Raw genomic sequence first — 24,736 nt, 5'->3', positions numbered from 1 at the left:
TTTTGCGCCTAGCAGCGTCTCGAAGATGTGGCTGCGTTGGGAGCATAGATCTCAGAAAGTGGTGCTTTGCTCAATTTAGGAAAACTACTTACGCACGATGGCTTTGAGTCTTTGGGGCTGTCAGCTGAATGATAAAAAACGATTTTTTCGATTGAACACCCTTGGGATGCGTACGAGATCGCTTTTGAGGGGAAGATGCCAGAGGGAAATGGTGCGTCACTCCATGTCGGGTGGATAGGTTGCTTCGGTGCTTTTCTCGCCGTCGGCCGACGATCCATTATGCAGGTCGTCGCATAATTTGCGGCGAACTATAGAGACTGAATCACATTAGATTCGAAGGGACACTCGGGTATGTTTAAGTTCAGGATATCGCCGGGGCGTCGTTTTTCTATGAGGGACACTATCGATGCTCAATCTAAAGAAGGTTGTATATCAGTCTTTTCCCCTTGTCATGAAAACGCAATCAATGAGAGAAAAAATTTCCATTTGATGGCGAAACAGACAATGGTGCCGTTCTCGCGACGTCCGCAAGTCGTGGACAGACACTGGCTGTATCTAAATACAACCTTTTCTAGAAAATTTAATTGTCGCAAATAGAAAAATATATCTATAACAGTGTATTAATTTTCAACACTTCCTCTGTATTTTCCTGTTTTCGAGTTTAATCGAGCTTCGAAGCCTAGAGTCTTGTCCTGATTTGAGTTTCATTTGAAGTAAAAATATCTCGTAAAACGAGAAAATTCTCTTCCTAAAAATTAAGATTAACCATAACATAAATCAACGTCCGGTCGCTGCGTTCGTTTCGAAAAATGCAACCAAAAATACTGGTTTGGAGTTTTCGAAAACCTTCGCGGTGGGGAATGAATGAGGCCGTTCGAACCACTTTTTTAGGGGTACTATGATGAATACGCGGGAAGAACACGACAGCCAAAGCTCAATTGCAGTCGATGCGGCGTCCAGAAGCGATGTTACCCATTCGATTGAACAGCACGCTTCAGGCATGCAAGGAGTTTCCGAAGACGTTTCCAGTGGTGACGCAGTCCATACGGAACAGGCCAGCGCAGCACCGGCAGCCTCAAGTAATCTGGCGGGGCCGCCTGTCGCCCTTGACGCTGTCGCGGACGTTGGAGACGACGGTCTTGTGTCCTGGTCGCTCGGTGCTCAATTCGGCGATGGCGCGAACGTCACTTACAGTCTCGAAACAGACGCGACAAACGGTGCCGTCACGGTCAATCCGGACGGAACCTATAGCTACCAGGCCAATGCGGACTACGCCGGCGCAGATACCTTTGTCTGGCGGATTACGGACAACGACACAGGCCTGACCTCAACCGCGACGGTTACACTTGATGTGCGTGACGATGCAATTCCGGTTTTCACAGGCAGTGCCGAAGCATTGGTGAACGATGAATTTACGACGGGAGACCAAACCGGCATTGACGTTGCTGCTCTTCCTGACGGAGGTTATGTCGCTGTCTGGACGACAGACAAAGGAACCGGCACCGGCTTTGACGTCTATGCGCAGCGTTACGATGCGCAAGGGGCAAAGGTCGGTGGCGAGTTCAGGATCAACAGCCATACAGCCAATACGCAGTTTGCGCCTCGTGTGGCGGCGTTTCAGGATGGCGGGTTTGTCGTTTCCTATGCGTCTTTCGCACAAGTTGGCACACACTATACAGTCCATGCGCGACGCTTTACGCCAGATGCATCAGATCCAACGACGCTTATCGGCCAGCCGGAGCAACTTGTTAGCGATGTGGGCAACAACCATCGCCGCTATTCACACATCGATACGACTGATGATGGTGGTTTCGTTGTTTCTTGGACGCATGAGGGGGAAGGCGAAAAGAATCTGCATGAAGTCTTCAAAAAGGTCTTTGATGCCAATGGAGATGAGGTGCAAGGGTCTTTCAGTCGTGTTAACGGCCCCAATAGTAACCAGCAAGCGGTCGAGGGTGTTGCCGTGCTTGAGAACGGCGATAGCATCATAACCTATCGGTCGAACAATTCAGGACACCGCGGGCTCTTCTACACACGCTTCGATTCTGACGGTGCGCCAGTTGTAGGTGCAAACGATCAAACCATTGAAGCTGGCACGGCGAGCAGAACCTATTCTCATGGTTCGGTAGCTGCCCTCAAAGACGGCGGTTTTGTTGTGGCGGTTACGCGTACCAAGAGCTCTAACAACACAAAAAAAGTGAAAGCCTACGTCTACAGCGCGGACGGTACTCGTTTCCCGATCGTCAGCGTCACGCTGACCGGGGAGCACGTCAATATATTCACCTATGATGTCGTTGGTCTGGCAGATGGCGGATTTGTCGTCGCTTACAGAAAAAACGATGGCAATGGCGTCGGGGTTTATACGCACCGATTCGACAGCAACAGACAATCTGTTGGCGGAGAAGTCCGTATAAACGATTACACAGTCGGCTCTCAGGATTACATTGAACTTGCTGCCTTGGCTTCTGGCGGCTATGTGGCGACTTGGGTATCAGATGGGCAAGACGGTAGCGGCACCGGTGTTTACAGTAAGGTTTTTCATGCGAACAGCTCGTCCGTCGGCGGTCCCGGCAACGACGTGATCACGGGCGGGACCGGGTACGATACCCTGTCCGGCGGCGGCGGAGACGATCTGCTGGAAGGTCAGGGTTCCGACGATTTGATTGACGGCGGAGATGGTGTGGACACCGCGGTCTATAGCGGGAACTACGCGGACTATACGGTGAGCGTCGATCAGGTGACCGGTGTGATTACGGTCACCGACAATGACGTGGTTCTGGACGGAAACGACGGCGAAGATACGTTGACGGACGTCGAGATCCTGCGGTTCAAGGATCAGGACATTTATATTGGCGATCAGATACTGGTCGGTACGCCGGGCAACGATACGTTAAGCGGCGGTTTCGGGAACGATACGGTGACCGGTGCCAAGGGCAACGACGAACTTTCCGGCGGGGCAGGCAACGACACGCTCGACGGAGGGCCGGGCAGAGATACGCTGGACGGAGGTGCCGGCGACGACGTTCTTATTCTTGGGAATGACGTTCAACCTTTTGAATACAACGTGGTACAGGGCGGTGCCGGCCAAGACACGATACTGGGAACGTCAGGCGACGATATCCTTCGGGTTGCCAGCCTGACGGCAGCCAACTCGATCGAGACGATTGTCGGGGGTGATGGTTTCGACACACTGATATCCTGGGGCACGGGTGATCTGGACCTGTCGGGCGTTACGCTCGTCGGGGTCGAGCTGATCGAGACGGGTTCGGGTGGCGGAAACGTGACCGGAACATCCGGAGCCGATACCATCAAGGGCAATTCGGGAGGGGACAGCCTCTTCGGTGCCGGTGGTGACGACACCTTTCTTGCAACCAACAACTCCACAAATCCGGACACCTTCAATGGCGGCGAAGGCAACGACCGTATTCTCGGCACCGCGGGCGACAACACCATCGCGGTCCGCAGCTTAACCGCTGCCAATTCGATTGAGACGATTGATGGCGGAGCCGGGTACGACCGGATCGTTGGTTCCGTCTTTGCCGATACAATCGATTTGAGTTCCATCAGTGTCACCGGCATCGAAGAGATCGACGGTGGCGGCAACAAGGATACCATAACCGGCAGCTCAGGTGCTGATTTGATCAAGGGCGGTGCCGGGAGCGATACTCTGACTGGCGGTGGCGGAAATGACTCGCTTGTGGGCGGAGCAGCCAACGATTTGCTGAGCGGCGGTGCGGGCGACGACACCTATGTTTTTAGTACTGGGGATGGTCAGGACCTGGTTCGCAATGACGATGCGGTCTCAACGAATGACCGTCTGCTGTTCGGCGGTAGTATCCTCGCCGGTGATGTCTGGTTCGAGCACAGCGGCGACAATCTGGTGGTTTCGGTTCTGGGCACGACGGACGAGGTGGTGTTTGAGAACTGGTACACGGACCCGGCCCGCACGGTAGACAAGATCGAGGCAAGTGACGGCTCTGTCCTGATGGAGGCCCAGATTGATCTGCTGGTCAATGCGATGGCGAGCTTCACACCATCGGATGGCACGGGTGGCGGCGTTACCTCCGGCAGCTTGCCGCAATCGGTTGCCGACGTGATTGCGGCAAACTGGCAATCCAGCAACTAGGTTAGGAACTCCTATTCTTTGACGATCTTGACGACAAAATTATGTTTTCTGGCAAGGAGTTGGGAATGGAGCGATGCTGTAGCATCGTGACCCCATAGCTTAGAGACGGGCGACACGACGCTGCCCAGAACGTGGTTCCCAGAACTCATAATCTTGCCGCCCCTTTGGGGTCGTATTTTGCCGGGTTTTAGGTGCGTTGACGCCTCTTACCGGGCCTTCAGGCCCGCTTTCGAGCCCTCGCCTGCCTAAAAACCCGGCAAAATACGATCAAGACCATCAAAGAATATGAGGCCTCAACCTGGGCTACAGAGTTGAAGGCGGGCGCTCTTTCCCTTGGCGCCCGCCTGAGGTTTCGCACAGACCGTTGTAGCTTCAGAGCAGTGTCCTAACCATTGCTCGGGCACCGCCTGGAACCGGTGTGTTCAGACTGCTGTCACGTCTTACTTCCAGGCAACGTCATGTATCGGAGTTATGGGCAGACGGCGCGGGACAGACACTTGTCCCCAGCCTCTTGACCTAAAACAGTAAACTTGCGATTTTTGCGACGGGCCAATAGGTCCTGAACCCGCAACGGCATCAGCCGGGGCGGGATTTTTTTTTGCATGATCGCAGCGCTGATCTTTAGCCAGACCGATCGCGTCGTTCCGGGTCGCTTCAGCCTCGTCGCTTCTGTTCTGTAGTGAGCTTGCGGGCGTTTTCTATTCAGGCTTCAGGGCCACCCTCCAAAACATCGCGAGGAGTTTTATGCCGCGGTTTCCGGTTCATCCGCAGCGGACGTCTGCGCCCGCTGCCTTTTCCAACGCGCCCCGGGCTCAGGCCGCCCGCTTCGGCTCCGAAATCGGGCGCAGTCTTGCCGGCCTGGGCGCAGAAGCCACCGCGCTCGGTCAGACGGTCGAAGGGCGGCGGGACCGGCAGGTCAAACAGCAGCTTTCGCAGTTCGACCTAAAGCTCGCAAAACAACGCATGGAAAGCGACGCGCAGGCGCCGCCAGACGAGGAAAGCGAGGCCCGAGTTAAACGGCATCGTTCAATCTTCGACTCAAATGCCGAGGCGTTGTCGCGAAGCCTTGATAATCAGGGATCGCGGAATCGATTGACTGAAGGAATCGACGCCCGGCGCGCGACCTGGGACCGGAAGTTGCTCGAGGGGGAAGCACGCCAGCGGCTGCGGAAAAATCTGCGGGATACCCATGAGTTGATTGAGAGCTGGTCCAGGCGCGTGGCGTCTGATCCGGCGGAGTTTGCGGCAGCATTCCAAGAACTCTTGGGAGATGAGGCAGTAGGAGAGACGGGACTGCTGGCCGGTCTCGGTCTGCGTCCTGAAGCTCTGGCGGCTTGGCGAAGTCACACCGTGGTTCAGTTGCTGGATGCCCGGATGACACGCGATCCGGCCGGTCTGATCACCGAGCTGGAACAAGGACGCTGGCAGGAAAGCCTATCGGACGAGCGCCGTCAGCAATTGCTTGAAGACGCGCGGGACAGCGCCAGGCGGGTCACGTCACTGGAACAAGAGGAGCGCATGCGACAGGGCGCGCAGAAGGCTCTCGAACTGTCGCACAGCATCGTCAAGGGCGCCGCCGGCGCTTCGGACGTTCGCCGGGCAGAAGACGAAGACCTGCTCTTGCGCTCTCAGACCGAGGCTCTGCGCGCCGGGGCGAAGCAGGCCGAGATCGCGCGGCAGGCGCAAGAAACAGCCACCTCGAACCTCGCAATCTCCCTTGGCACCGGCATGGGATTCGATATCGAGAAGCCGCAGAACCGCGAGGCGGCGGAGGCCTTCTATGAGACGACCTTCCGGGATGCCGTGCGAGCAGGTGCCGACAGAGTCACACAGGAACGCATCGCCGATGCGGTGGTAAAAACCGGCTATGTTCCCAAGGGGCTGGCGCGGGATCTGAGCGGGAAACTCTTAGGCGGCGATGAGGCCGGCCGCTACCTGGATTGGCAGCGCAACGACATCCTGATCGACCTTAAGACCGGCCTGGTTATCCCGCCCGAAGAACGCGGACGCTATCTGAGCCCGCCGCTGGAACCGCAATCCGGACAAGAGTTCGATCCGGGCGGCTTCGGCGAGGGCGTCGAGGTCGAGCAATCCGTCACCACCGGTGGGGAGCCGGCGGATCACACTTTGCTGAACGGACAGCCGGAAGGTCTGGTTCCGCCGGCCCGGATCGGGGACCGGCTTCCCGGGTTTCCGGATCAAAGCGACATCGTGAACGGGCCGCTGGTTGCGGAAAGTCGAAAGAGGGGGGAACCCTGGCCAACGGGATATGAGATCGACGCTCGGACTTTCTATCCGGATTGGCAGGGCCTGCAGGACGTCGTGCCGAAAATCCCGCAGGAATAGGGCGTGAAGCCATACAAAAAGGCAGCCCAGCCGGGTCGAAAAGAGAAGCCAGGGGTGCGTTGGGAGGACCCGAGTAATGACGGAAATGGTGTGCGTGTGGATAAAGGTGATCCTGACCATACGAACACGACACAGCAAGTTGACCATGTGATTGTCCGGTATGGTGGCACCGTCAGGGGGCGCGACGGACAGCCGATTGAAGGCAGAGTGAGAGGCAATGAAGACGCCCACATACCTCTGATCGAGTACCTGAATTGGGAGACATGGTATGCACCTTAAGGTGATGTCCTGGATCTTCGACTTCACTCAAGGTTCTGCAGCCTATGCCTGAATAGGCCGTTGACACTTTAGTGATTTTAATGAAATTTGTTCTCTAATTGTTCTTTTATGTTTCGGTTGAGTCATACGACAACCATGAAGAGGTACGTTCTCAAGCTGTCAGCATGCATTGAGTTACGCCTCAATCCTCGAATGTACTGCACGGTTGGTCTGTCTTATCTGCCGGAAAGTAAGAAGCGGAAAAACCTATATGACTGAAAACACTAAGCTTAAGTATCCCAACATGCGCGACGAGTTGATCGACTGCCTGGAAGCGCTCAGTGATCACGAATATCAGCGGGCAGCTTGGGTTAGGGGGGAATTGCCGCCTGGTATTGATTTCGACGACATGAATGAGACCCTGCACTTTCTCTACGACGATACGCGTTTGTCGGAAAATTCGGACCACTATATAGGCGTTTTTCTCAGAAACCGGGAAGAGACAGCCGCAGTGGACAAACTCGTCGATGCGATTGAGGCTTTCTTCCAAAAGTACAATACGGAAATGACTGATGGTGAATACATCGAGAAACCGGAGTGGCAGTCGGTGCTTGCGTCGGCGAAAGCCGCCTGTGAGCTGATCCGGGAACAGCCGCTCGAGGCGTCTTCATCGACCAAGGAGAACGTCAAACCTTAGTCACTTGGCCAGATCCTTCATGCTTCGAAAAACGGCGTCCACATCGTACCAGCGAGGCCTAAACAATGAGCCTTAATGATCTAAGAGTAAGCCTTCTGATCGTGTTGCAGGCTGGGTTGCTGCGGATGATCACACCTAACATTCGTGGTGTTACTTGCGCGGTGAACGAGCAGAAAATACAACTGAAGTTCGTTTATGAAGGTCCTTATTCCGAGGAGGATGAAGAGGACTGCGATGACGTCGCAACAGAGGTCATTGCGTATTTTCCAGACCACCAAGTGGACCTGCAAATCGTCTCGATGGAGATCAGTGACCCAATTGATGGGCAAATGCTTGGAGACTGGGCTTACCTGAGAAAGGAGTAGATGCGATAGGCTGATATGACTGAATGCAATAAACTGCAGATATCCCCGATGCGCGAGACGCTTATTCATTATCTGAATAAGTTGAGCAATCATGAGCTTTAGCGCAGGACCTGGACCGAAAGTGCCCAACAACCGGGTACGGATTACGATAATCTCTAATTCCCTCTGACGTTCCTCTATGACGACACCGATTTGGCGACGAATTCTGAGAGCTGGATTGGCGTCATCCTTAAAAACGAAGAAGAGATGCTTGCGGTAGACGAAGTGATCGGTGCCATTGACGATTTCTTTGAAAAATATAGTGAGGAAATGCGCGATTCGGAGTACATCGAAAAGCCTGAGTGGGAGAACGTCGTGAGTGCCGTCCGGAAAGCTTACGAATTGATCCAGGAGCAGCCCGCCGCGACACCTTCACTTTGAGACAAGAAGGATTCGGCGCTCGTTGCAGATGGGGCATTATGCTTCTGTGGTTTGTTTGTTGGGGCATAAGTCTTGTCCCCAAGCTATTGACGCAAATAAGCTGATTTGCGATTTTTGTGTCGGGCCAATGGGTCCGTATCTCGTGACGGTGAAGACCGGAGCGGGATTTTTTTTGCTCTGACGCAGGGGCTTCAGGTCGGAGAGGTTTTTCGCTTTCTGGAGCTGGAGCAGAAGACCAAGCAGTCTTTCAAATACCCAATGACAGGTGGAATGCAAGCTTCCGGGCTTGCGAAAACCGTAGTGGGCGGTGCGCACGCTTTGGCGGCCGGCACGCGATACAAAAGGAGTTTCATGCCGAGATTGAGAAGCAACCGCCAGGAGGCTTTTGCCGACCTGGTGGCGTCGGGCATGCAGCCCCGGGACGCGGTCACGGCGGCGGGTTACCGGACTGAAAATCCCAAGGTGCGAGCGCAGCAGCTGCTCACGCGTGCCGACCTGCTGGCCCGGATCGATGAACTGCGCGCCGATAGGGCGGGCAGCAGTGATGCGCTTGAGAGCCATGATCCCGACGCCGGTTCAGGGATGGAGAACCCAGAGGCCGCGCTGGAAGACCTGCTGCGCTCCGGTGGCGGGCGCGCCGTCGACAAGGACTGGATCGTCGAATGCCTGGTGGAAAACATCGAGCGTTCCCTGGGGCTGAAACCCCTGCGCGACCGCAGTGGGCGCACCGTGGGCAGCTACAGTCAACAGGGCAGTGTCGCCAACAAAGCACTGGAACTGCTCGGACGGCAACTCGGTTTGTTCGGCGAAAAACGGGATAGGAAAGGCGGCGGCTTCGATGACCTCAGCGACGAAGACCTCGACGAACTCGAACGGGATCTTGAGCGGCGGATTGCGGCACTTGAAGGAATCCAGGTTCGCGTTGAAGCGCGAGAAGCTGAGGCGGCTGGAAAAGAATGAACTGAGCCGCTACCGGCCCTACGACAAGCAACGCCGGTTTCACGATGCAGGTGCGGCGCACCGCGAGCGCCTCTTCATGGCAGGCAATCAGTTGGGTAAGACACTGGCTGGTGCGTCGGAGTGGGCGATGCATCTGACCGGCCGTTATCCGGATTGGTGGCGGGGGCGGCGCTTCGCGCGACCCGTGCGTCTTTGGGCGGCGGGCGTGACGGCGGAATCCACGCGGGACAATCCGCAGCGCATGCTGCTGGGGCCGCCGCAGCGCAGGGACGCCTGGGGCACGGCGGCGCTCCCCGGGGACGCTATCCTGAGCACCAGTGCCGCGCGGAGCGGTGCGGATACGGTCGATGGCATCGTGGTTCGGCACAGCAGCGGCGGAGCGTCGACCCTGGCGTTCAAGTCTTATGAAAAGGGCCGGGAGAAGTGGCAGGGCGAGACCCTGGACGGTGTCTGGTTCGATGAGGAGCCTCCGCTCGATATTTACTCCGAAGGCCTGACCCGGACCAACGCGACCAGCGGCATGACCATCATCACCTTTACGCCCCTGCTGGGCATGTCCGAGGTTGTGCGGCTGTTCCTTTCGGACTCCGAGCCGGACGGCGACACAATGCCCGCTGACGGCTTTACTCCAGGGGCGAGGAATTAGCGCCCATGTCGCGGCACGTCACCACCATGACCATCTGGGACGCGGAGCACTACGACGAAGATCAGCGCCAGGCGATCATTCGGAGCTACCCGGCACACGAGCGCGACGCCAGAGCAAAGGGCATACCGGTCCTGGGTTCCGGTCGCATCTTTCCGGTCAGCGATGAAGCAATAACCAGTCCGCCCTTTGAGATCCCTGCGCACTGGCCGGTCATTGGCGCGCTGGATTTCGGGTGGGATCACCCCACAGCCGCGGTCAAGCTGGCCTGGGACCGCGATGCGGACTGTCTTTACGTGACCCATGCCTACAAGGCCAAGCGGGAGACGCCGGTGATCCATGCGGCGGCCCTGAAATCCTGGGGGCGGAGCCTGTCCTGGGCCTGGCCCCACGACGGCCTGCAGCACGACAAGGGCAGCGGGCGCATGCTGGCCGAAGTTTACCGGGATCAGGGACTCGCCATGCTGAAGACGCACGCGCAGTTCCCGGACGGATCGAACGGCGTCGAGGCGGGACTGATGATCCTGCTGGAGCGCATGCAGACCGGCCGTCTGAAGGTTTTTGCCCATCTGAACGAATGGTTCAGCGAGTTTAATCTCTATCACCGCAAGGACGGCAAGGTGGTGAAGGAGTTCGACGACCTGATGGCGGCGACCCGCTACGGCCTGATGAGCCTGCGCTTCGCGGTGCCCTCAATCCGGCGTAAGCGCGCGGCACTGGCGCGAAGCGATTACGATCTGTTCGAGTGACATAACTTTATTTGGAGAGTGAACCATGGGTGGACTGATTTCACCGAAAAAACCCAAAGCACCGCCACCACCGCCGCCGCCACCGGAAAAGGACGATAGCGAAGTTCAGGCAGCGGCGGCCGCGGAGCGGGAACGGCAGCGCAAGGCCCGGGGGCGTGCCTCGACGATCCTGACCGGGGGCGAGGGTCTGACCACCAATGCCAGCACGGCGCGCAAGCGGCTGCTCGGAGAATGAGAGGGCGCTGGCGATCAGGCGCGGTCCGGCGGAGTAGGCAACGAAAGGAATAAGCAAGTATGACACTCAATCTGATCACGAATAACGAGAACGCCGGATGGCGGAACTGGAATGGCGGACGCGGCACGTTTTCCGTCACCGGCGCCTTCGGCGGTGCGGCGGTAACCTTACAATACCTGGGGCCCGACGGAGCGACAGCACTGGATGTGGGGAGCGAGGTGACGCTGGGCAGTCCGGGTCTGGCAAATTTTGAGTTGGGCGCCGGGCGGATTCGCGCCGATGTGACAGGCGGGACCCCAGGTGGTCTCTATGCCCGGGTTTCGCAGATCCCATGACGGTCGCTTTCGCAGCGACGACACCCGCGTCTGGCGAGTGCGCCTGGCGCGTTGACGAACGGCCCGGCTATCGCGGCGGCGCGCGGGCGCCTTATGTCGCCGATGCGGTGATACAGACGGAAGCGGGCAGCAATCTGACCACCGAGGCCGGCATGAATTTTACAACGGAGTAAAGCATGACGAAGTTTTCCGAGCTCGCCACGACGAGCGTTCTGGGCGATACGGATTTGATCGCGCTGACCCAGGGCGGTCAGTCCAGAGCTATGACCGGGCAATCCCTGAAGACCGCGATTCCGATCAATCTGGCGGGTCAGAAGGCCGCGGTCAGCTACTTCGAACCCAATCCAGGCGGGGGCGAAGTGACACTGGTTTTCAAAATGCCGGCTGCCGCACGGCTGGATTCCGTCGATTTCGATCTGGCAGCGGGTAACCTGAGCCTGGCGGTCAGGAAAAACGGCGTGGATCTGAGCGGTCTGAATGCAGTGGCGGTGACAACGGCGGGGCAGGCGCCCGCACTGGGAACGGGCAACGACAACGATTTTGCCACAGGCGACAAACTGAGCGTCGCGCTCTCGGCGGTCACCGCAGCCGAAGGCCTGGAGGCCAGCTTCAACTTTACCCGCCTCTGAGAGGTTTCCATCCTATTGCCTTCGTGTTTTCGGTCTCTCCAGGCCGACCGCCGGGCTTCGGGACGTGCGGTTCAGGCGTAGCCCCAAGACGCCGCAGCCACTCCCGGTTTCAAACCAAGACTTCACCGCTTTGACATCACTGGGCAGTGGCATCAGGCGTTGCCGGCCGGCGCGTGCGTTCCGCGCACGGGCGAGGCGTGCCGGTTGCAAGGCTTGCCGTTATCAAATCCAAACCAGATAAGAAAGGAACACAATCATGGTCACACGAATTCCAAATGCCGCTGCGTTGGCGCGCTGCAATGCGCAGGTTGACCGCCTGGATGCCGGCACAGGGCCCGGATACATTGAGCTGCGCAGTGGAACTCAGCCGGCCTTTGGCGACGCGCCGGCGACCGGGATGGTCCTGGTTACGATTCCGCTGCAGACCCCTGCCTTTGGCGACGCCGTCGATCAGAGCCCGGGCGCACGTGCCACCCTCAACGGCGTGCCCAGCGCCAACGCCAGCGCCGCCGGCACCGCCGGCTGGTTCAGAGCTTACGACGGCGACGCTAACCCGGTCCAGGACGGCGCTATTTCAGTCGCCGGCGGAGGCGGCGAGATGGAAATCGACAACCTGGCAATCAGCGCCAACGCCCTGGTGACGATTACCTCGTGGAACGTCGACGAACTTGAATCTGCTTAGGAGTGGGGTGGGATGGCTCTTGAGTTTAATGGTACTTCATCTCGCGTCGTTTACAGCAACGTTGGAAACTTGAACGCTGGTGCAAAATCAATACTTCTAGATTTTTTCTTGCCAGGTAGTGCGTTTCAAATCAACAATGATTTTTTTAGTGCCACCAGAAATAGTGGGCAAGATACCTTCCAAAATTTTCTTCTTCAGCTATCTGATGAAGGCGGTACAAACAATAGTGTTCGCGCCGCTCACTTTGGTGCTGTTACCGGTCAAGCGTATACCGCAAGTGATGTACTAACCGTTGGCCAATGGAATCGAATTGTTTGGACTTGTTCGGACTGTTCAGCGCCTTCTGTGCTAAACACAAAGATTTACGTGAATGGTGTTTCGCAGGCTATTTTTGGTGGTTCAACCGGCTCTAACTTAGGCGCCACTAATGGTGATGTATGTATTGGAAACCGAGCCCATCTTGATAGAGGTATCAATGGACAAATAGCTAGGTTTGCTCTGGTTGATCGCGTTGCAGACGAATCCGAAGTATCTCAGTTTGAGTTAGGATTGCCACCTGATGCAATATTCTCCAACAACGATTTTCTTCTCAAGCCAACTACAACTTACCTCTCCAATTGGAACTCAGTGATAGGCGGCAACACAAATACCGCCAGTCTATCAAATGTAAATCAAGCGCTAGATCCTACCTATGGCTTAGCGTCGACTTCGACTCGTTTGACCTCTTTGAGGCAAACAATATCAGTTACGAACTCCACGCCTTCTGGTCAGAGCGTTCTTTCGGGGCAATCAAGCTTGAGCGTTCCAGCTCAATTGCTGACCTCAACGGTAGTTCCACCAGTTGCTGATGTGGGAGTCAGTGGAGAATTTGACGGCGCGACGCTCGATGCAGGAGCAAGTTCGGTTCAGCTTTCTGGCTTAGATGCCACAGTAACTCTGGTCCCTCGAAAATTCCCATATCGTAACGCCGGAAATGATTGGCTGACGGTGCAGGCGTTAGTCAGTGGTGTTAACAGCGTAAACTCAATTGAGTTCCGATTGTCCGAAACGGACTTCGATTTTGATCAAAAATTTACGCCCGAAACGAAATTATGGTGGCGTCCCGTATTAGGTAGCAAAGAAGAGTGGACTCTCTTCGACAATAACGTGCTAGCGAATGGCACGTTGTCTGCCTCCAATAATTCTAGTTTTAGTACACCGGACATATATGTGGCTGATCAGCCGGGTTATTACTATGGAGATGTTGTTAACGACATAGGTGAGTGGCTGAGCAGTCCATTTGTGACGCCTACGAGCGGGGCCGAAACGGACGGATCGATATCGACTTTGACCTCAATTGAGGATGAAAACGGGCGTATCTCGGGCCCATTGAAGCAACACGCGCTCAGGATTGCAGATGACTCTGTTTTGGTACACCCTAAGATAGGCGCTAAGTTGCGGATACTTGCGTTTGCCAATGTTCATTCTGGTGAAATGGTTGCGAAATGGGCAGTGAAAGGGTTTGTGGATTGGTTGATTGGCTCGAGCAACGAGGCGGCTGACGTCAGGCGAAATTTTGAAGTATTCGTTGTCTGGGTTAATTCGACCGGATTGTTTCTGGGGCATCCAGTTGGTTCGGAGTTCACTGGTACGTTCGCACATAAGAACCTAAATCGTGATTGGGGTGACTTTGATTTAGAGGCGAGTCGCAATGTTAGGAACTGGATTACATCAGATTTGAATAACGAACTCGACTTCATAATCGATTTCCATAACCTGACATGGAGCACGGATGATCGTATCTTTAGAGATCCTACGAGTGTTGCGATTGAGTTCAGCGATGCTGTAGATGCGCGCTACAGCGGAAACATTACACAGCAAGAAAACACTGCACCAAGCGGTTTCACCACGTATTATTATAAGATCAACCATGGTATTGAGGGAGCAACTCTTGAACCGCGTCGCGGCTCTAATAGCTTATCCAACTATCAGCAATTTGGATCGGCGGTGGGTGCGGCATTGCAAGATATGTTAGAAAGTGGCGCGTTTGGCAGGTTTACACGATCAAGCACTCAATTACCTTACCCAGGTATGTTTGGTCGAGTTTCCGTAGTTGGTTTTACAACAGTTCGTAGTGTCATCACTGCCGTTTGGTAAATACCCAGGCATTAGGTTTTTGTTGAGTTGCCTAGTGAAGTTGCTAACCATTTTGCATATGCACTCGTCTGAAAAACAATTCTCGGAGTGATGTAGTCTCCAGAGGAAGGCCCGCGTTCAAAGTAAGATGCCACACTGTCGTTGTTGAAGGAGTTCAAACCCAAAACTTGTTCCGTTTCATCGAGGTTGCCTAAAAAAAGACTTTGCATCTTTAAACGTTGTTCATTTGTCGCCATTCCTCCACTTAACGACCAAATATTCGACGTTCTATAACCAACAATTTTTTGGTAAGTTGGGATAAACGATTTGCGCAATACAGAGTCGATAAGTAACCGTAATTGATTCGACAAACTTGGTGTGATTGGGGCGGTTTCTTCCGAATGGGGAATTTTTGCTAAGTTCGGATACAGCTTCGCCAGTTGTTGGCGTTGCAGATATCGTTCGTCTAGACTAATCCGAGGTAACGAAAACCATATCGACATTAACTTCTCATCGTAGAAAGGCGCAATGACATCATACTTCTGACCGAGCATAGGTAGGTGTCCTGCAATGTATCTGCGCTGCCTGTTTTCGACATCCCACAGGACAGCAGCATGGTATGCCAATCCATCGGATGTCATGTCGTTACGAATTTCGTTGCAGATGGACATGACATCTATATCGGCTCCGACCAGTTCCGATACATATCTGGCATGTGCATCGGACTTTATCATTGAGGATGCCAAGTTGAACGATGCTTGATCGCGGTTCTTCGGTGTGACTCCATTCTTTTGGTCAGAGAATCTAGTGACGGCGACTGCATCGGACATAAATCCGTGTAGCAAAGGCGTACCTGCCGGCGCATTGATACGCATAAGATTTGCGATCTGAACTGAGGTGCTATCCGACTGACCCTCCATTTCAGAAAAAAACAATTCCATTTGATGAAAGTGATTATCTAGAGGATAGGGTAAGATCTTATGCTCAATTCCTAATTCTCTAGAAATTCTTTTTGCTGTCCGGACTTCTCGATGATGCCAATGCCCGTAGGTATAGCCATGTATTGCTTCATTCTGTTTGTGCAGAATGGCAGCTAAAATCCTTGAGTCGAAGCCTCCACTTAACCCAATATTCAATGGGCGAGCAGCGTCCACGGTGTGACGCTTAACACTGTCGGAGATTGCACTATCAATCTCATGAACAGCCTCCAAAAGTCCAGCATCCGATCGTACATCTGCTGAAGGCTTCAGTCGACGTGGCCTTGAACTAGACACTTCTCTTGAGTCTTTTGTCCAACTCAATCGTTCGCCAGTTTCGCTGCGCCTGACCTGAGTGTGGATTGTTCTTGATCTAAATGGATGTCCTGTCAGTATCAGTTGCGCTAGACCAAAACTATCTATGGGTTTGATTAACTCTTCACGTATCCGGAACAAGTCTATTAGTTTTGAAGCAACCAGAGTTCCCTCTTCAAGGGTTGCAACGTAGAATGGCTTTAAACCCAAAATATCAGACTCTATTTCGAGTTTAGTTTTTGAAACTAGTAGTAAATTGTAAAGTTGCGCTTTGTTTGCAGCTTCTCTGTGCCATGAAACCCAGTCGATTCTATCGCTGCAAAACTGGAAATCGCGGGGGGATTTCAGTTTTCCAATGACGGTATCGCAAAGCAAGAAATCTCGAGTTCCTTCAGCTCGCGCTGCGTGATGGGGGGCTTCACATGCGATGAGGTACGGGGCTTTACGCAACACCGTTAGATCTTGATTTCCGCACAAGTCTGTAAACTTGCGAAGAATTTCTGTATCACCTGAGTAGATTTGTGCTGGTACAAATGCCACAAATCTAGTTGTCACAATAGTGCTAATCATCAAAATGTCTCAGTGTTATGACTCATTGACGTGGCAGCCTGTGGTTATGTCCTTCAATTTGCAAAAGGCACGCAAGCAGGTTTGGCTGAAGCCAATCCAAGTCCAATTTGTCTCCAGTAACAAAACTCTTGAGCAGTGAGTAATTCGTTTTCTTTCTATTTAAAACAGTTGGTTTCGTAACGTGCCGTGAGTTATTACGAACCAAATCCAAAGAGAGTTTTCTTAAATATTTTTTATCGATGGTTTGATGTTCTTTCCGAACAAAATATCCAATGTCGCTAAAGTTTTTGTAAGCATTTGATATGACATCTACATGCATGGATGATTCTCGCAGCGAGCTTTTTGGTAAGCCATACACAAAATCGAACAGGTCCAAATCGAGAAAAGGTGTATGAACAGTTGGTATTGAGTTTTGCATTCCGAATGTGAACGTACTTGTTGTCCTTCGAGTGCGGCTCCAGAATTGCGCGGCTGCAACTGGATGAGGACAGTTGGCGTGTATCTTTAACTCCTTGACCAGACGTGCGATCGCGCGTGATCGACAAAAACGTCTGTTTGTCTCGCTTGTGAAGATCACCGAGAACGCGGCTTCAGAGTCTCCAAGTAAATCTGTAGCAAGTGTCTCAAATGCACTCTCCTCGTATAGTCGAGCTCTATGTTCGCTGTACCAAATCGTATTAAAAAAAACATCGAGACCTAGTCCATCAAAACTAGCCTGGGTATTAGCTTTTAGAAAATCGACAAGCGGCACTGCCCAGCCGTGTTCAACTGTACAAAAATTCGTCATGATGTTTTTGCGCTGTTCGTCGGCGATGCCCGGTGGCGGTGGTGGCAGGGTGATGTGGGGGACGCCGACACGGGCGGCGAGTTGGGCGGCGATCTCTCGGTCCTGGTTGGTGAGCGGGGGCGGAAATGAAGCGGTGACGCAGGCTTTAGGCAGAGCGGATTGGCGGTTAAGCTCGAGCAAAATGTGACGGGAGTCTTTGCCGCCGGTCAATGGCAGGTAGAACTCGTCGGTCTGGGGCAAGCGACGGGCAATTGCCTGGGCAAAGAGGTCGATCACGCCGTCGATCATGGCCGAGCGCTTCAAGTGCTGTGGTTTGGGCGCGAAGGCTTTGCCCTCAAGCGTCATGTGGCCGTCTTTCCAGGTCAGCCTTGCGCCCGGCGGTGTCGCGCGGATGTGCTTGAAGGGTGTGTCCTCACCCAGGAACGTCTGCCGGCGAATAAAGACCGCCATGGCGTCGTCATCCCATGCATTGGGAGCACCGAGTTCCAGCAGCTTAGGGATCGAGTTGGAGACGAAAATCTCAGTGTCGCCGCAATAGTAAAAGAGCGGGGACATGCCATAGCGGCAGGTGCCGACTTTCAGCGTGTCGCCGTCCCAAGACCATTCGGAGTATACACCATTGCGGGTGCCGTCGGCCTGTTCGATCGCATTGCCGTGGTAGTAAGTGTGGTCCCCTTCGGCTGTAACACCATCCGGACCCCAGGAAAGCTGAAGAAAGACCGGTTTCATGCACCAATAACACTTCTGAAAATTTCAGATGAAGAACACCAATTGTAGTGTAGCCGCCGAAAAGCAAAGGATTGCCTAAGCTATAAATGTGCATTCGGCAAGCTTTAGCATGACTCGTTTGTGTGCCTCAACACCTCGCTTGCCGTCAGATAAAAGCGAGGTGCTGAATGAGTGCTCGCTTTGTTCGGCAGACGTCATTTTTAAGAGTGTGGGAGGAGGGTGTTATTCACGATTTGAGAGTGTTGGTGGGGTCGAAAGTATCGCTGGCCGCAGAGAACACTCTCTGGTTGGAGTGTGTGACAACAATGGCAGGTGTTGGCGTCAACGGAACCGCTGCACAGCTCATGAGAAGCGGAACTCAGAAACCGCGATAGTCTCGAAGATCAGAGAGTAAAGCGCCCAGGCGCAGGTGCCAGTCTATTTCGCCTGACTAACTACTTTGAGACAGGCAGGGCTTTGATCCACTTGGCATACTCGACAAGCTGAAAGATGAGTCTTGTCGTTTGATAATCACCGTTTTCGGGAGATGACTGGATCAACGCCAGCGTTTCGTCTGAGAGGTTCAACTGAAGATCAAATACCTCTGTCAATAGCTTGCCTCCGTCGCGAATGGAGTCATTCATTTTTTGTATTTGCGATGCGTTGGCCATGCCTTGACCCAGCGACCAGATGGATTCTGGGCGATACCCTTTGACACTGCCGTAGAGCTTTATGAAGGCCTTGCGAGCCAGTGTATCCATAAGGAGCAACAGTTGATTCTTCAGGTTGGGCGTGATCGGGCTTGTCTCCTCATCCCGTGGAATTTTCGCGAGTTCGGGAAACTTGTAAGCCAAATGCTGGCGTTGAAGATATCGCTTGTCGAGGGCGACCCTCGGCATGCTTATCCAGGTCTGTAACATCTCGCGGTCGTAGAAAGGCGCGATGACGTCAAACTTCTGTCCAAGCATCAGCAGATGCGGAGAAATCAATTTCCTTTGCCGGTTCTCGATATCCCACAGTACGGCGGACTGATAGGGTCTCTCCGCAGGACAAAGCTCCGACCGGACCTCGCCCTTGAAGCTGTCCCAGTCAAATTTGAAGTCCAGGATTTTCTGAACGAGTTGAAGTCGTGAATGCGGTGGTGCGAGCGCTCTCACGAGCCGGTCTGCGACCTCGTCCAGACTCTCCAGGTCGTCGTTCGGAAACCAGTCCGTCAGGTGGCTGCCGGCGATGGGGTCGGAGAGGAAACCATGAACAAGGGCCGAGCCCTTGTCCGCCTCGATCTGCAGGAGGTTTGTGATTTGGGTAACTTTGCTCTCGCTCTGTCCCTCAACCGCTGACATAAAGAGAGGCAGTCTCTGGTAATAGTTATCGAGTGGGTAATCCAGGAGTCTGTGCTCGATGCCGATGCTTTTAGCAATCCGCCGGGCTGTTCTCAGCTCGCGATGATGCCACCTGCCATAGGTGAACGCGCGGATAGGATAGTTTTGACTCTTCATGGCCGCCGCAAGTATGCGCGAGTCGAACCCGCCGCTCAGCGCGATGTTGATCGGTTTGCGCGCACCTGAAGAGTGGCGCTCCAAACTTGCGTTTATGGCTCTCTCCACTTGCAACAAAGCGGCATTTAAGTGGATACCGGTCTTGATCTCCTCCGAAACGCTGTAACGCCTCGGTCGTGACAGCTCCAGTCCAGCGGCTCTCGACCATCCAATGCGCTCACCTGTTTCTGTGCGATGCAGGCCCTTGTGAAAACTTCTAGGTCCCAACGCATAGCCCATGAGGAGAAACTGAGCGATGGAATTTCGATCCAAATGCTGTGAGAGTTCCGGAGAAATCGAACAGATGTCCGCAATGCTGCTCGCAACAAGCGTGCCACCTTCTGTCTCAGCTCTGTAGACCGGCTTAATGCCAAGCGGATCAGATTCAAGCGCGAAGCTCTCTTTCTCCGCGTAGATCAGATTGTAGACCTGGGCGTCAGCTTCAGCATGGGCGTGCCACGCATTCCAGTTCGCAGCCGCCTCCTCAAAAGCGAATTCTCGACTGGCGCTAATTTTACCCGGCAGCAAGTCGCAGACGAGGATGGGATGCGCTCTATCGGCAGGCTCCAAAGTTTGGGTCGGATCGCGAGTGAGATCGCAGGCCAGATAATAGTGTTTTGTTTGGAGTGAGGTTAGATTATGGGACGCGCAATAGCGCTCCACTTTGCCCTGCATCCGGCGCGTGCTTGCCATTGAAGCATCTGTTGAGGGGCTATTCACAGGTGACGTGTTTGCAGCGTGGACGGCTGGCAAAAAAACGATAAACCTCGACGTTAATGCGTTGCGGTGCATCTTGTCTCGCTCTGGGTCTGAATTGAGTGCCTGGGCAACTGACAAGAGATGTCAGGTTTCGTATGGCGGTGGGCGCTCGTTGGCTTCGATTCTATTCTATTTTCGTCATCTTTGACCTCCAAGGTGAGACAATTGGGCCCGTAAGCTTTTCCGGGAAACGACATCGCGCTCAACCCGGCATTTCTCTCCATAAAAGGTTCTGCCGTGAACGAATGAGAGTTTCTAATTTGTTGTCTGTGGCGATCCGAACGATTCTATTTGATAAACGCATAGCAACAAATGAGGGTTCAGCCACTCGAGATCGATTTTGTTCCCTGACAGGTAGCTTTTCAAAAGTGAAGGCACTGTGTTTATCCTGTTCAAAACGCTTGGTTGAAAAAAATTGCGCAGACTGTTTCTAAGCAAACCTTGTGAGAAGCTTCGAGGATACCTCTTGTTTACGCGTTGGTCTGCGCCACCGACACTATAGTCAATGTCGTCAAAGTCCTTATATGCGGTTGATATGACATCAATGTGCATGGGCGATTCCCGCAAGGCGCTTTTTGGCAGGCTACTGACAAAATCAAACAGACTGTGATCTAAAAAGGGCGTGTGAACCTGTGGGATCGCGTTTTGCATGCCGAAGGTAAAAGTGCTGGTCGTACGCCGGGTGCGGCTCCAGAACTGAAAGGCTGCGACCGGATGCGGCCTGTCCGGGTGAAGTTTTAACTCGTCAACCAGACGTGCGATAGCACGTTCTCGGCTGAAACGCCCGAAGGATTCACGCGTGAAGATCTTGGAGAAGGCCTCTTCGGAGTTACGCAGCAGGTCGATGGCAAGGGCTTCGAAGGCGCCCTCGTCATAAAGCCGTGCCCTGTGGTCGCTGTACCAGATAGTGTTAAAAAATACGTCCAAGCCCAATCCGTCGTAGCTGACTGGCGCATTGTCAGCAAGAAAGTCGGTAAGCGGGAGCGTCCAGCCATGGTCGAGTGTGCAAAAACTCGTCACGATGTTTTTGCGCTGTTCGTCGGCGATGCCCGGTGGCGGTGGTGGCAGGGTGATGTGGGGGACGCCGACACGGGCGGCGAGTTGGGCGGCGATCTCTCGGTCCTGGTTGGTGAGCGGGGGCGGAAATGAAGCGGTGACGCAGGCTTTAGGCAGAGCGGATTGGCGGTTAAGCTCGAGCAAAATGTGACGGGAGTCTTTGCCGCCGGTCAATGGCAGGTAGAACTCGTCGGTCTGGGGCAAGCGACGGGCAATTGCCTGGGCAAAGAGGTCGATCACGCCGTCGATCATGGCCGAGCGCTTCAAGTGCTGTGGTTTGGGCGCGAAGGCTTTGCCCTCAAGCGTCATGTGGCCGTCTTTCCAGGTCAGCCTTGCGCCCGGCGGTGTCGCGCGGATGTGCTTGAAGGGTGTGTCCTCACCCAGGAACGTCTGCCGGCGAATAAAGACCGCCATGGCGTCGTCATCCCATGCATTGGGAGCACCGAGTTCCAGCAGCTTAGGGATCGAGTTGGAGACGAAAATCTCAGTGTCGCCGCAATAGTAAAAGAGCGGGGACATGCCATAGCGGCAGGTGCCGACTTTCAGCGTGTCGCCGTCCCAAGACCATTCGGAGTATACACCATTGCGGGTGCCGTCGGCCTGTTCGATCGCATTGCCGTGGTAGTAAGTGTGGTCCCCTTCGGCTGTAACACCATCCGGACCCCAGGAAAGTTTTAAATACACAGGTTTCATAAATTCATAGCTACCCTGGGCACGTCAGGCCGTACTTTGGGTGAAATTTAAAATGACTTTAATTTAAAAATACCTGAGTACTAAAACCATTCGACCCAAGCAGCGGTGTGACCAATTTGTGTTCCCTATGCCCCGTGGCAAGCTTATGCAAAAGGAGGCGATCCCAAATCTTTTTTACACGTTAGGGATCAGTTCATTTAAAAGGCAAAAAATATATAGACGTTCGCAGATCAATAAATTTACGCGAAGTCTAGCACCACTGAAACCCTAAAACTATTGTATAGTGAGGGGATTGCGGATTGGGGCCTGCGGGGCGGGGCCCGGGCAGCCTCGAAATCAGGCGGTTTGCCAATCTGCCTGGCGTTTTTCCCTTTGCGGATGGCAGGGGCGCCTTCCGGAGGTCGGGAGAAACTGGGGTGCTCCGGATCGCCGGGTTGAAAATCGACCGGGTAGAGTACAACCTCATGCGGCGGCTTAAGTGGCCTTCAAAGCGCTCCGGAAGGGAAGGATTTTGCCCGTCGCGCTTCGCGCCCGGTTCAGACGTAAGTCGGCGGCGCTGAAACGTGAGGTTAGATCGACCAGTCGGCCGGGAGAATAGTCACAGTCATGGCTGTTTACATTCCTGACGCCATGGTCGCCAAAGGGACGGCGGCCGGGCAGGGGTGGTTTGCGAAAGCCTGCTGGGATTTTTGGTTTTTTCATATCTCGACGGATCTTGATGGTTTTACCGGTTCGAGGCTGAGCGCTGAAAGACCTGTGGCCCGGTCGTTGCCGTTTGTTTTTCCGGCGGGGTTTCCTGGGGCGCTGCGTAGAACATCGGCTCCTGGTCGTCTTCACCTGACTCGGAAGGTCGGCGGATCTTGACGTCGCTTCCCTCGCGCTCCGCACCTTGCTGGGCGGCGTGAAGTTCGCGGGCGGTTTCTTCGGTCCAGGGCAGCACGTAGGATCGTGGCTCGTCGATGCCTGCGACCGCCAGCCAGAGATAGATCGACTCTTCTTCGTCGATCCGCGCGGCCAGCACACTGGCATCCGTCAGATTTTCCGAAGCCCAGTCCATCTCGACCGGTTTCGGTCGGCTGAGCAGAGTCTCGAGACTGATGTAAGCGACCGGCAGGAAAAGAGTCATGGTGACGAGCGCCGTGATCTTGACCCAGAGCCGGCGCGGAGACCAGACGCTGATTTGCGCCAGAATCGCGACCAGGGCCACGGCGATGGGAAAGATAATTCGAATGGTATCCATCAGGATTTCCTTGAGCGTAAAGGCCGCGGAAGGTCGTGCACGCTGCCTGAAATCAGGCGGCCTTTCTCGTCCAGCGAAAAGCGGAAGGCGGTGATTTCCTGACCTTCATGCCGAAGATCGACAGAAGTCGCGAGGATCTGTTTGGCCGGGGCGTCTTCCGAGGGTTTGACGCTGATCACTACGGTGACCGGGATGCTGTCGGCGCCGCTGAGATTCCGGTAGAGGTGAACGTTGACGGTGTATTCCCCATGGGGCACGCCGCGGCTGTAGGACACCTCGTAGTTCATGCGGGTTGCGTCGGCCAGGTTACCGAGATCGTCGCGCAACAGGTTGAAGGAGACGCCGCCCTTGTTGGAGTAACCGACCGGCTTGTCGCCGGGCGCTTCGACCCAGAGATCGACGTCGCTGTTCAGTTCGTCCGGCCAGCGCAGCTCAACGATGACATTGCCGGGGGCGTTCGTCTCGGCTTCCGCCCTGGCCGGAGGATTCAGGTGCGGCAGCAGCAGCAAGACGATCGCGACAAATCCGGCGAGCGCCAGAAAGATGATGTCGCGAAAGACCGTATCGCCGGTGTTGTCGTCGAAGTGATCAAGCCCTTCCATTGCTCTCTCCGAATTCAACCAGCGCGGTGATCAGTTTGACGGTGCCTGCCGCCAGAAGCTGATAGTTGACCATTAGCCAGACGTTCAGGATCGCACCGACGAGTGTGGTATAGAGCGCCGTCGACATGCCCTCGATCAAGGTGGAGACCATGGGGGTGATGGCGCTGACGTCCGAAGCCTGCTCGGGATCGACACCCGAGAGCGCGATTATGAAACCGACCACCGTGCCAATCAGTCCGAGGAGAACGAGGGCATTGGCCACATTGCGAACCACGGCAATGCGATGGGTCAGTTTCATGCGCAGGGACGAAGCCAGGAGCGCCCGGCTGTCGCCTGCACGCCCGCGCAGGCTGGCCAGGTAAGTGGTGGCATGGCTCTGGCGGAGCGGATCGAACGTCTGGACCTGTTCCAGATCGTGGCTGGTTTCCCAGACGCGGCGTGCACAAACGACCAGGCCAGCCAGAAAAACCACAAAGATCGCGACGCTGATGTAGGTCTTGTCGGCGGTCAAAACGCGATCGACCAGACCTTGCTGGTAGGCCGCCCCAAGCAGGCCGACCGCGATGATATTCACCAATGCAAAGCGAAGAATCAGAAGGTGGCTTTTTGAATTGTCGGCTGCGGCTTTGCTCTGCGCAGTGAGCCAGGCGAGTTGCTGCGCGCCGGCTGCATCACCCTGATGTTCAGTGTTTTCAGTAGGTTCGGTATCTAACGAAAAGGGTGATGTTTGCGCGTATGCCATAGTCCATGACTCTCCAGAGTTGACCGTAGTCTTCCAAAGGGCGTGGACAGCTGTTTCGATCTGTTGCGCAGACTTCTCTTAACGACCGGCCTTTTCGCCGCGGACGGCGCCCGACCCTTTATCGAATTCAGCCCGAATCATAGTGCGCGGATGGTTAACATCGGCTTACCAACGAATTTGAATAAAATT

General features: G+C 54.6%; 21 protein-coding genes. 14 read left to right on the top strand and 7 right to left on the bottom strand.

Annotated features, from left to right (window positions below; genetic code table 11):
- The first annotated feature begins 898 nt into the window (after nucleotides 1-898).
- The 14 genes from FKG95_RS11730 to FKG95_RS11675 all read left to right on the top strand — a co-directional run bounded on the left by FKG95_RS11730 (nucleotide 899) and on the right by FKG95_RS11675 (nucleotide 14,581).
- On the top strand, nucleotides 899-4,126 hold the full coding sequence (locus FKG95_RS11730; protein WP_142896527.1) for an Ig-like domain-containing protein: 3,228 nt from the start codon (nucleotides 899-901) through the stop codon (nucleotides 4,124-4,126).
- Nucleotides 4,127-4,870: 744 nt separating this feature from the next.
- On the top strand, nucleotides 4,871-6,472 hold the full coding sequence (locus FKG95_RS11725) for a hypothetical protein (protein WP_142896526.1): 1,602 nt from the start codon (nucleotides 4,871-4,873) through the stop codon (nucleotides 6,470-6,472).
- A gap of 529 nt (nucleotides 6,473-7,001) precedes the next feature.
- Nucleotides 7,002-7,427 (top strand): SCO4402 family protein, encoded by a 426-nt coding sequence (locus tag FKG95_RS11720; RefSeq protein ID WP_142896525.1) that lies wholly within the window; start codon nucleotides 7,002-7,004, stop codon nucleotides 7,425-7,427.
- 65 nt (nucleotides 7,428-7,492) lie between these two features.
- Nucleotides 7,493-7,792: a MafI2 family immunity protein gene (locus FKG95_RS11715; protein ID WP_142896524.1), complete on the top strand. Its 300-nt coding sequence runs from the start codon at nucleotides 7,493-7,495 to the stop codon at nucleotides 7,790-7,792.
- Nucleotides 7,793-7,957: 165 nt separating this feature from the next.
- Nucleotides 7,958-8,212 carry an SCO4402 family protein gene (locus tag FKG95_RS11710; protein WP_425456751.1) on the top strand — a complete coding sequence of 85 codons (255 nt, stop codon included), beginning with the start codon at nucleotides 7,958-7,960 and terminating at the stop codon, nucleotides 8,210-8,212.
- Between the two features lie 351 nt (nucleotides 8,213-8,563).
- Entirely contained in the window at nucleotides 8,564-9,172 is a 609-nt protein-coding gene (locus tag FKG95_RS29910) for a terminase small subunit (protein ID WP_218940164.1), read from the top strand.
- On the top strand, nucleotides 9,135-9,818 hold the full coding sequence (locus FKG95_RS11705; RefSeq protein ID WP_218940163.1) for a terminase large subunit domain-containing protein: 684 nt from the start codon (nucleotides 9,135-9,137) through the stop codon (nucleotides 9,816-9,818). The genes FKG95_RS29910 and FKG95_RS11705 overlap by 38 nt, the downstream gene beginning before the upstream one ends.
- Nucleotides 9,819-9,823: 5 nt before the next feature.
- A complete protein-coding gene (locus FKG95_RS11700) occupies nucleotides 9,824-10,564 on the top strand; it encodes a phage terminase large subunit family protein (protein ID WP_142896521.1) in 741 nt (246 codons plus the stop codon).
- A gap of 25 nt (nucleotides 10,565-10,589) precedes the next feature.
- Nucleotides 10,590-10,799 carry a hypothetical protein gene (locus FKG95_RS11695; RefSeq protein ID WP_142896520.1) on the top strand — a complete coding sequence of 70 codons (210 nt, stop codon included), beginning with the start codon at nucleotides 10,590-10,592 and terminating at the stop codon, nucleotides 10,797-10,799.
- Between the two features lie 59 nt (nucleotides 10,800-10,858).
- Nucleotides 10,859-11,134 (top strand): hypothetical protein, encoded by a 276-nt coding sequence (locus FKG95_RS11690; RefSeq protein WP_142896519.1) that lies wholly within the window; start codon nucleotides 10,859-10,861, stop codon nucleotides 11,132-11,134.
- Nucleotides 11,131-11,307 (top strand): hypothetical protein, encoded by a 177-nt coding sequence (locus FKG95_RS29645; protein WP_179954064.1) that lies wholly within the window; start codon nucleotides 11,131-11,133, stop codon nucleotides 11,305-11,307. Before FKG95_RS11690 ends, FKG95_RS29645 begins: the two co-directional genes overlap by 4 nt.
- Nucleotides 11,308-11,310: 3 nt before the next feature.
- A complete protein-coding gene (locus FKG95_RS11685; RefSeq protein ID WP_142896518.1) occupies nucleotides 11,311-11,763 on the top strand; it encodes a hypothetical protein in 453 nt (150 codons plus the stop codon).
- Nucleotides 11,764-12,019: 256 nt separating this feature from the next.
- On the top strand, nucleotides 12,020-12,445 hold the full coding sequence (locus FKG95_RS11680) for a hypothetical protein (RefSeq protein WP_142896517.1): 426 nt from the start codon (nucleotides 12,020-12,022) through the stop codon (nucleotides 12,443-12,445).
- Between the two features lie 12 nt (nucleotides 12,446-12,457).
- Nucleotides 12,458-14,581 carry a LamG-like jellyroll fold domain-containing protein gene (locus FKG95_RS11675; protein ID WP_142896516.1) on the top strand — a complete coding sequence of 708 codons (2,124 nt, stop codon included), beginning with the start codon at nucleotides 12,458-12,460 and terminating at the stop codon, nucleotides 14,579-14,581.
- Between the two features lie 11 nt (nucleotides 14,582-14,592).
- Here the strand turns inward: FKG95_RS11675 and FKG95_RS11670 are convergent, their stop codons facing one another.
- The 7 genes from FKG95_RS11670 to FKG95_RS30160 form a co-directional block, all read right to left on the bottom strand.
- Nucleotides 14,593-16,422 carry an asparagine synthase-related protein gene (locus tag FKG95_RS11670; RefSeq protein WP_142896515.1) on the bottom strand — a complete coding sequence of 610 codons (1,830 nt, stop codon included), beginning with the start codon at nucleotides 16,420-16,422 and terminating at the stop codon, nucleotides 14,593-14,595.
- A gap of 22 nt (nucleotides 16,423-16,444) precedes the next feature.
- On the bottom strand, nucleotides 16,445-17,938 hold the full coding sequence (locus FKG95_RS11665; protein WP_142896514.1) for an asparagine synthase-related protein: 1,494 nt from the start codon (nucleotides 17,936-17,938) through the stop codon (nucleotides 16,445-16,447).
- A gap of 434 nt (nucleotides 17,939-18,372) precedes the next feature.
- Nucleotides 18,373-20,148 carry an asparagine synthase-related protein gene (locus FKG95_RS11660; protein WP_179954063.1) on the bottom strand — a complete coding sequence of 592 codons (1,776 nt, stop codon included), beginning with the start codon at nucleotides 20,146-20,148 and terminating at the stop codon, nucleotides 18,373-18,375.
- Nucleotides 20,149-20,469: 321 nt separating this feature from the next.
- Nucleotides 20,470-21,963: an asparagine synthase-related protein gene (locus FKG95_RS11655; protein WP_142896512.1), complete on the bottom strand. Its 1,494-nt coding sequence runs from the start codon at nucleotides 21,961-21,963 to the stop codon at nucleotides 20,470-20,472.
- 724 nt (nucleotides 21,964-22,687) lie between these two features.
- On the bottom strand, nucleotides 22,688-23,203 hold the full coding sequence (locus FKG95_RS11650; protein ID WP_142896511.1) for a hypothetical protein: 516 nt from the start codon (nucleotides 23,201-23,203) through the stop codon (nucleotides 22,688-22,690).
- Nucleotides 23,203-23,805, bottom strand: a complete 603-nt coding sequence (locus FKG95_RS11645; RefSeq protein WP_142896510.1) for a hypothetical protein — start codon at nucleotides 23,803-23,805, stop codon at nucleotides 23,203-23,205. Before FKG95_RS11645 ends, FKG95_RS11650 begins: the two co-directional genes overlap by 1 nt.
- Entirely contained in the window at nucleotides 23,792-24,547 is a 756-nt protein-coding gene (locus FKG95_RS30160) for a MotA/TolQ/ExbB proton channel family protein (RefSeq protein ID WP_246116744.1), read from the bottom strand. Before FKG95_RS30160 ends, FKG95_RS11645 begins: the two co-directional genes overlap by 14 nt.
- Between the last annotated feature and the right edge of the window lie 189 nt (nucleotides 24,548-24,736).

This window comes from Denitrobaculum tricleocarpae (genome assembly GCF_007004665.1).
GTDB lineage: Bacteria > Pseudomonadota > Alphaproteobacteria > Kiloniellales > Kiloniellaceae > Denitrobaculum > Denitrobaculum tricleocarpae.
The sequence above is the reverse complement of the archived record's forward strand: the minus strand, read 5'-3'. Positions and strand labels throughout refer to the sequence as shown.

Bases quoted from the DNA above. Each gene is read 5' to 3' on its own strand.
- FKG95_RS11730 (WP_142896527.1), top strand. From the start codon at position 899: ATGATGAATACGCGGGAAGAACACGACAGCCAAAGCTCAATTGCAGTC.
- FKG95_RS11725 (WP_142896526.1), top strand. From the start codon at position 4,871: ATGCCGCGGTTTCCGGTTCATCCGCAGCGGACGTCTGCGCCCGCTGCC.
- FKG95_RS11720 (WP_142896525.1), top strand. From the start codon at position 7,002: ATGACTGAAAACACTAAGCTTAAGTATCCCAACATGCGCGACGAGTTG.
- FKG95_RS11715 (WP_142896524.1), top strand. From the start codon at position 7,493: ATGAGCCTTAATGATCTAAGAGTAAGCCTTCTGATCGTGTTGCAGGCT.
- FKG95_RS29910 (WP_218940164.1), top strand. From the start codon at position 8,564: ATGCCGAGATTGAGAAGCAACCGCCAGGAGGCTTTTGCCGACCTGGTG.
- FKG95_RS11700 (WP_142896521.1), top strand. From the start codon at position 9,824: ATGTCGCGGCACGTCACCACCATGACCATCTGGGACGCGGAGCACTAC.
- FKG95_RS11695 (WP_142896520.1), top strand. From the start codon at position 10,590: ATGGGTGGACTGATTTCACCGAAAAAACCCAAAGCACCGCCACCACCG.
- FKG95_RS11690 (WP_142896519.1), top strand. From the start codon at position 10,859: ATGACACTCAATCTGATCACGAATAACGAGAACGCCGGATGGCGGAAC.
- FKG95_RS29645 (WP_179954064.1), top strand. From the start codon at position 11,131: ATGACGGTCGCTTTCGCAGCGACGACACCCGCGTCTGGCGAGTGCGCC.
- FKG95_RS11685 (WP_142896518.1), top strand. From the start codon at position 11,311: ATGACGAAGTTTTCCGAGCTCGCCACGACGAGCGTTCTGGGCGATACG.
- FKG95_RS11680 (WP_142896517.1), top strand. From the start codon at position 12,020: ATGGTCACACGAATTCCAAATGCCGCTGCGTTGGCGCGCTGCAATGCG.
- FKG95_RS11675 (WP_142896516.1), top strand. From the start codon at position 12,458: ATGGCTCTTGAGTTTAATGGTACTTCATCTCGCGTCGTTTACAGCAAC.
- FKG95_RS11670 (WP_142896515.1), bottom strand. From the start codon at position 16,422: ATGATTAGCACTATTGTGACAACTAGATTTGTGGCATTTGTACCAGCA.
- FKG95_RS11665 (WP_142896514.1), bottom strand. From the start codon at position 17,938: ATGAAACCGGTCTTTCTTCAGCTTTCCTGGGGTCCGGATGGTGTTACA.
- FKG95_RS11660 (WP_179954063.1), bottom strand. From the start codon at position 20,148: ATGGCAAGCACGCGCCGGATGCAGGGCAAAGTGGAGCGCTATTGCGCG.
- FKG95_RS11655 (WP_142896512.1), bottom strand. From the start codon at position 21,963: ATGAAACCTGTGTATTTAAAACTTTCCTGGGGTCCGGATGGTGTTACA.
- FKG95_RS11650 (WP_142896511.1), bottom strand. From the start codon at position 23,203: ATGGATACCATTCGAATTATCTTTCCCATCGCCGTGGCCCTGGTCGCG.
- FKG95_RS11645 (WP_142896510.1), bottom strand. From the start codon at position 23,805: ATGGAAGGGCTTGATCACTTCGACGACAACACCGGCGATACGGTCTTT.
- FKG95_RS30160 (WP_246116744.1), bottom strand. From the start codon at position 24,547: ATGGCATACGCGCAAACATCACCCTTTTCGTTAGATACCGAACCTACT.